The 6,735-nt window shown below is 36.9% G+C and carries 3 protein-coding genes and 1 pseudogene; all 4 read left to right on the top strand.

Annotated elements, in window-relative coordinates; genetic code table 11:
• Positions 1 to 62 precede the first annotated feature (62 nt).
• Positions 63 to 3,674 carry a DUF5979 domain-containing protein gene (locus tag ACLUJM_RS12170; RefSeq protein ID WP_217781011.1) on the top strand — a complete coding sequence of 1,204 codons (3,612 nt, stop codon included), beginning with the start codon at positions 63 to 65 and terminating at the stop codon, positions 3,672 to 3,674.
• A gap of 405 nt (positions 3,675 to 4,079) precedes the next feature.
• Positions 4,080 to 5,294, top strand: a pseudogene (locus tag ACLUJM_RS12165) (replication initiation factor domain-containing protein).
• 606 nt (positions 5,295 to 5,900) lie between these two features.
• A complete protein-coding gene (locus ACLUJM_RS12160) occupies positions 5,901 to 6,119 on the top strand; it encodes a hypothetical protein (protein ID WP_040014059.1) in 219 nt (72 codons plus the stop codon).
• Between the two features lie 111 nt (positions 6,120 to 6,230).
• The coding region (locus tag ACLUJM_RS12155; RefSeq protein ID WP_216881748.1) for a recombinase family protein at positions 6,231 to 6,735 on the top strand (505 nt) is incomplete at its 3' end.

Genomic DNA, 6,735 nt, shown 5'->3' with positions numbered 1-6,735 from the left:
CCATTATATCTATTTTTAGGTATAGTGGTTTTTTTGTTCTAATGAATAGGGGGTGTACAAAAATGTATAAAGAAAGTGTCAAGAAGAATTTTCGTTACATAATGTCAAAATGTGTGCGTGTGGTTTTTGCAGTAATTTTAATATTAAATTATATGCCTTTGCAAATCAAAGCAGAAGAGAATACGAATGGGAATATAACAGATAGTGAATATAATCCAAAATATACCATTCAACATTACTTAAATTACCCAGCAATGGTTTTAGATATTCCAAATAATGATAATAAGACAGGCATGGATTTAGTAAATGAGCAAGCATCTAAGACAGATACGATGATTGTATGGCGAACAGACGCTTCACGAGAAAACAATTTACCACGTAATTTTAAGAAACAAAATAGTTATGGAGAAGAACATAATGTGGATGAATTATATGAACAAAGTCCACATTCTCAAATAAACTTAAATAATGATGGAACAGTAAAAACAAAAAATGAATTACGAAAATTGTTCGCTGATGAGAAAACATATTTCTTTGAAAAATCACAAATGCGATTCATGAATAAACTTTATAATAATGCAAGTGAAAATCATTATAATAAAAATTACACATTAAAACAGGTTTGGCTTTTGAAAAAAGATTGTGATAAAGATAGTACTGAAGAAGATGATTTTTATATTTTAAATGTGCCTGTTATGGATGATGGAATCCACCATGATCCCTCTAAGTTTATTTTCACTAATTATGAAGACAATCAGGCATTTAAGTCTAAAGGTACTATAAATAATAGTGGTGTGAAATTTGTTGGAAATGAAGACGATGGTTATACGATTTTAATTACTGAAGATACGGTCATCCGCCTGGTTTTTGAACCAACTACAGAAGAAAATTATAATTATGATGCAGTGAATTTTTTCGATTATGATATAACGGATGGATGGATTTATACTACAGAAGGTGCAGTTAATTCAGCAAGAAATGGTGAAGCGGTACCTAATATAAGCAAAGAGGTTGATGAGGCAATAGAAAACCAAAATTTAGAAGGATTAGTTTCAGGCAGTACATGGAATGTAGATGGTAAACTTCCAACTTCTTATCAAAGCAAGGATGAATTGAAAAATGTAACATTTTATGCAAACACAGCAAAGCAAGGTATAAATAACCCCAATAATCTTCCTACTGGAGTAGAACAAAAATTTGCTTTTGGCAACGATAATGCTGGGACTGGATTAGGAAAGAATACTTGGACGGATCCTGAAGGTGTAGAGACATCATTAAATATGACTAATGTAGGAAATCGCGCTGGAACCAGTAGATGGGGTGGTAAATTCTTTGGCCCAAGTCTTCGAGGGGCAACATTTAATTTGGCTCAAGGTGTCAATGAAAATGGAAGCATTAGGTGGAGTGAGGGGGTAAATGCACCTCCAATCTTTTCAACAGCTACAGATACTTTGAATTTAGATGGTATAGATAATCCAAAAGGAATACAAGGAAAAACGGCATATTTAAAATATAGTGCATATGGGACAGAAAATTCTGAAGAAAATTATAGCTTGCAGTTTTCACGTTTGGGAGGTACATATACTTTATCTGGAGTTAAGAAAAATGATGGGTACCAAGTTAGTAGGAATTTAGATAAATTTTCAAAAAACGCTTCATCTATTTATTCTAATGAATTTTGGCCGATGGATTATGCTTCTTCATATGGAACAGATGGACACGATCTTAAATTTGGAAATCCAAATTCCAAAGATTTTAGAAAATTTGTTGGAATTGATGCATCTGGATCCCTTCCAACAAGTGATGATCAAGGTAATGATCATAATTCTTACTTTGGGATGACAACATATTTTGACTTTGTGTTACAACCCGGATATTGTGGACCATTGAATTACTTCTTTTATGGAGATGATGATTTATTAGTGTTCTTATCAGAAACAACTGTTTCTGAGGATGGTACAGTTACAGTTGATCATACGAAAAGTGTACAAGTGGCAGACATGGGTGGAGTTCACTCGTCATTAGGTATGTACGTAGATTTGTGGGAATTTATCAATGGAGCAGAAGATATAAAAAATAAAGATGGAGATGCAATTGCCAAAGGTATTCCATATGAAGGTGAGAAGAAAACATATCGTTTATCTGTATATTACACAGAAAGAGGAGCATCTGGCTCTTCATGCTATATGAGATTTACAGTTCCATTTGAAGAACTGGCAACAAATCCAGTCACTTTTGATCAAGAACTTAAAATCGAGAAAATTGTTAAGAGCAATTCAGCAGAAGATAAGGGTGTATATGCATTTCAGTTGGATTTAACGACACCTAATGGAATTTCTATGGTTAATAAATATCCATATAAGAGATATGATGCAAATGGAAAAGAAATTAGTACTTCTAATGCTTCAATTGTCAGTGGAACAAAATTCTTTTTAAAGGATGGAGAGAAAGTGCTGATTTCTCATTTGCCAAAAGATACTGAGAAGGATTTGGAGAAAGGCTATGGATATACTGTAAGAGAATTAGGAAGAATAGATTCATCTAGTAAGGGATACCCTGATGACTTGAACCCAGGTGATGTTACAGTTATTCCATTGACTCCAAAAGATTCAACAACCTTTATGACAGGAACAATTAAAGAGGGATTAGGTCAAAATTTAATATTAGGTGTTAGTTATGAGGATGAATTTGATAAAAACAATTATGTTCGTTTTATTAATGCCAGAGAACCTGGAATGTTAGAATTAGAAAAGCAATTATCTGTTGGTACGGAATCAACAGATGAGGATTTCAATTTCAACGTCTATTTCACAAAAGCAGATGGGACGCCTTTGAATTCTTTATCATGGTTTAAAAGCTTGACTGATATTGAAAGTCCAAACTGGGTTGAACAATCAGATATTGAATTGCAAGATGGTAAAGGCGTGTTATCAATTAAAGCTGGTGAAAAGGTTCTGATTTATAATTTACCAGAAGGGGCAACCTATACTATTACAGAAGCCAAAAACACATATTATGGGGTCGAAGAGATTGTTATTACAGGAAGTGGGACGATAAATAAAGACGAAGCTTCTGGAAAGGTTACTGGAACTATTGTAGTGGATGAGAATGTGAGCGTGATAGATCAAAAAACGCCATCTAATACCATTAAATATGTCAATGCAAAAACAGAAACAAGTGGCTTGACAGTAACAAAAGAAGTTGGAGGAACGCACGGCGATAAAGACAGGGAGTTCCATTTCACAATAACGCTCGATGATAAGACGATCAGCGGAAAATTTGGTGATATGGACTTCACGGACGGCGTGGCGGCAATCACATTAAAACACGGACAGAGATCAACGGCAACGGGACTTCCTGCAGGTATCGGATATACCGTGGAAGAAACAGAAGCCAACCAAGACGGCTATGTAACGACATCTAAAGGAGATAAGGGAACTGTTCCGGCGAATGGTGATGTGGATATCAAGTTTATCAACTACAAGGAAGTAACATCAGAGAAGCCGTCCACACCTGATAAACCTGACGCGTCAGACACTCCAAAAACTCCAAAAACTCCAAAAACGGATGACAAAACAAATATAGAGTTATATCTATCATTGTTTGCAATGAGCGGACTGTTAATTGCCATTTTAGCTGTATTGAAGAAAAAGAAAATATTGAAAAACCGATAAAGATCTTTAAATAAGATTGTAACGGCTACATAACTCACATTGACGGAGTGAACCAGACACGGTGGCGGGGAAATCCCAAGATTTTTCTGCCATGCTTGCAAGTGGCTGGTTCACTTCATCTGTGAGAGAGCCTGTGGCGAGCGATTGTATAGCCCCCGTTATCTAACAAGGGGGGCACAAAAAACTGGAAACTGTATATCACAACAGACAGAAAACGCTGTATTTACAAGGTAAATCGGCATTTTAACAGATGTGATAAAAAAGTTGCCGATATTACTATGAAAACTGAATATTGTAGCATGAAAGACAGTTGATTTTTAATAAGTTGGCTGTCTTTTTTTATTGATTATGACACAGGCAATTATCCATAAGCGGTAGTTGCCTTTTTGATTGGAGGAATGAATATTGAACAATGATGATTTTATCAGAGAATTAAAACTGAAACGTGAAGAATACGGAGTATCACAAAATAAGCTGGCGGTTGCCTGCGGTATCACTCGTGAGCATTACAACCGCATTGAAAAAGGGAAACTTCCATTGACAGAAAAACTCAAGGAAACCTTAACAAAGGAAATCGAGCGTTTCAATCCGCAAGAGCCATTGTTCCTGCTGATTGATTACTTTCGTGTCCGTTTCCCTACGACAGACGCACTAAGGATTATAAGAAATATTTTACATATCAATCCAAAATATATGCTCTATGAGGATTACGGGAAATACGGATATGAGTGTCAGTATGTTATCGGCGATATTGCGGTACTGTGTTCACAAAACATACAGTTAGGAGTTCTGATTGAATTAAGGGGCAAAGGCTGTCGGCAGATGGAAAGCTATCTGCTGGCACAGGAAAAAAGCTGGTATGATTTCATGCTGAACTGTCTGACTGCTGACGGGGTAATGAAGCGGATTGACCTCGCTATCAATGACAAAGCAGGAATATTGGATATTCCCACGCTAAAGGCAAAATACAAGGCTGGCGAATGTATCTCCTACTTTCGTAGTCAAAAAGACTATGGCGGTTCACAAAAATGCGGTGATGATGTTCCAAAGAATACGGGGGAAACGCTGTATCTCGGTTCAACCAACAGTCAGCTCCATTCCTGCATTTATCAAAAGAATTATGAGCAGTATGTAAAGAACGGTGCAAATATTGAAGATACGGAGATTAAAAACCGTTTTGAGATACGATTGAAAGATGACTGAGCCATTCATGCGGTCATGGATTTACTGACTTATCGTGACGTGGAGCATACCGCTTTTTCTATCATCAACCACTATCTGCGTTTTGTGGACAGAGAGGACGGGAAACCAAAGAATAAATGGAAACTCAATGCCGACTGGGCATGGTTTATCGGGGAAAATCGGGAAAAGCTGAAACTGACGACACAGCCTGAACCATACACGCTGGAACGAGCGTTGCAGTGGCTACACAGACAGGTTGCTCCTACGCTAAAGATGGTGGCGGAACTAGATAAGCAGAACCATACAACGATACTGCAAGATATGATTGAACATACAGAGTTAAAAGAAAAGCATAAACACCTGTTGCAATTAGAAAAATCAGATATAAGAGACAGGATTGATACCGCTGTTCCACAAGAGAATGACGGTATTTTTTAGTGCATGGAGAAAAAATTTTTAAAATGAGTTGCAAATCAAGGTTTCGTGTTGAGTGTTATACAGAAGAAAATCATTCTTTTATCTGTCCGACTTAACAAATGATACGTTTCATTCCCTATATGAAGCGGAAGAAAAAACAGGAAAATATTCATTTTCTGCAACAATTTCGCTTTGCGTGGGTAGCTAGTGGGTGAAAGGAAATCTCTATATTTTTCTGAAAATGGCAACAAATCACGCTTTTGTGTCGAGTGTTGGTCGGAAAGAAAAAATGATTGATGATTGCCATTTTATCCGTTCCATACGTACTAATGACGGAATAGGTGATTTTCTTCTTTCCAGTGTTCTTTGACAACTGAATAAAGCAGTCAGATACGTTAGACAATCAGCGAGCCTTTGGAGCCGATACGCCATGACCTTATCTAAGCTAAGCGAGCGAACCACTGTCAGCGTCCATGAGAAAAATTTGTCCTCTTTCTTCGCCATGACCTGTTCTGTCTGATAATGATACTCCCGTACAGCCATAGTTTGAGCGTTCAAAGCGTCGCACGCAATGGGTACGGTTGCATGAGAACCATGCAGAGGTGAAATTCCTGTGGGTAATGACAAATACCGTTTGACTGCTTAGAAAATATCGAAAGAAAGGAGGAATGTATTATTGATAATGCTGTAAAAAATCAAAAAAAGACGAATCAACAGACAATGAAAATTGCCAGCAGACGAACAACAAAAATCGTTGTAAAAGAGCATTTTTCAAAACAGGGTAAAACAATGGAAGAACTTTTAACTGATGTCATGTTAGAAAAAGCGAAGCAGACAATCGCATAAAAAGAGTGCTGTTGTAAAAATAGATTGAATGAGAAAAACAACCCATGTTATACTTTATCTGCAAGCAGGTATTGTAAGCATGGGTTGGTTATAAAGGAGGATAACTGACAGATGAAACAACAGATTTACAATACCGCACTTTATCTTAGGTTGAGCCGAGATGATGAATTACAGGGTGAAAGTTCCAGCATTACCACACAGAGGAGTATGTTGCGTCTTTATGCGAAAGAACATCATTTGAATGTCGTTGATGAATATATTGACGATGGCTGGTCGGGAACAAATTTTGAAAGACCGAGTTTCCAAAGAATGATTGAAGATATAGAAGCAGGAAAAATCAACTGTGTTGTTACGAAAGACCTTTCCCGTCTTGGCAGAAACTATATTATGACTGGGCAATATACAGAATTGTATTTCCCAAGTCATAATGTCCGTTACATAGCGATTGATGACGGTGTAGACAGCGAAAAAGGCGAAAGTGAGATTGCACCATTTAAAAATATCATCAATGAATGGGTTGCAAGAGATACGAGCCGTAAAGTGAAATCAGCTTTTAAGACAAAATTTGCAGAGGGTGCGTATTATGGGGCTTATGCTCCGTTAGGATATAAGAAAC

Origin of the sequence: Finegoldia sp. (assembly GCF_046991905.1) — a bacterium.
GTDB lineage: Bacteria > Bacillota > Clostridia > Tissierellales > Peptoniphilaceae > Finegoldia.
The sequence above is the reverse complement of the archived record's forward strand: the minus strand, read 5'-3'. Positions and strand labels throughout refer to the sequence as shown.

Excerpts from the sequence above, each read along its gene's own strand:
- ACLUJM_RS12170 (WP_217781011.1), top strand. The coding sequence starts at position 63 with ATGTATAAAGAAAGTGTCAAGAAGAATTTTCGTTACATAATGTCAAAA.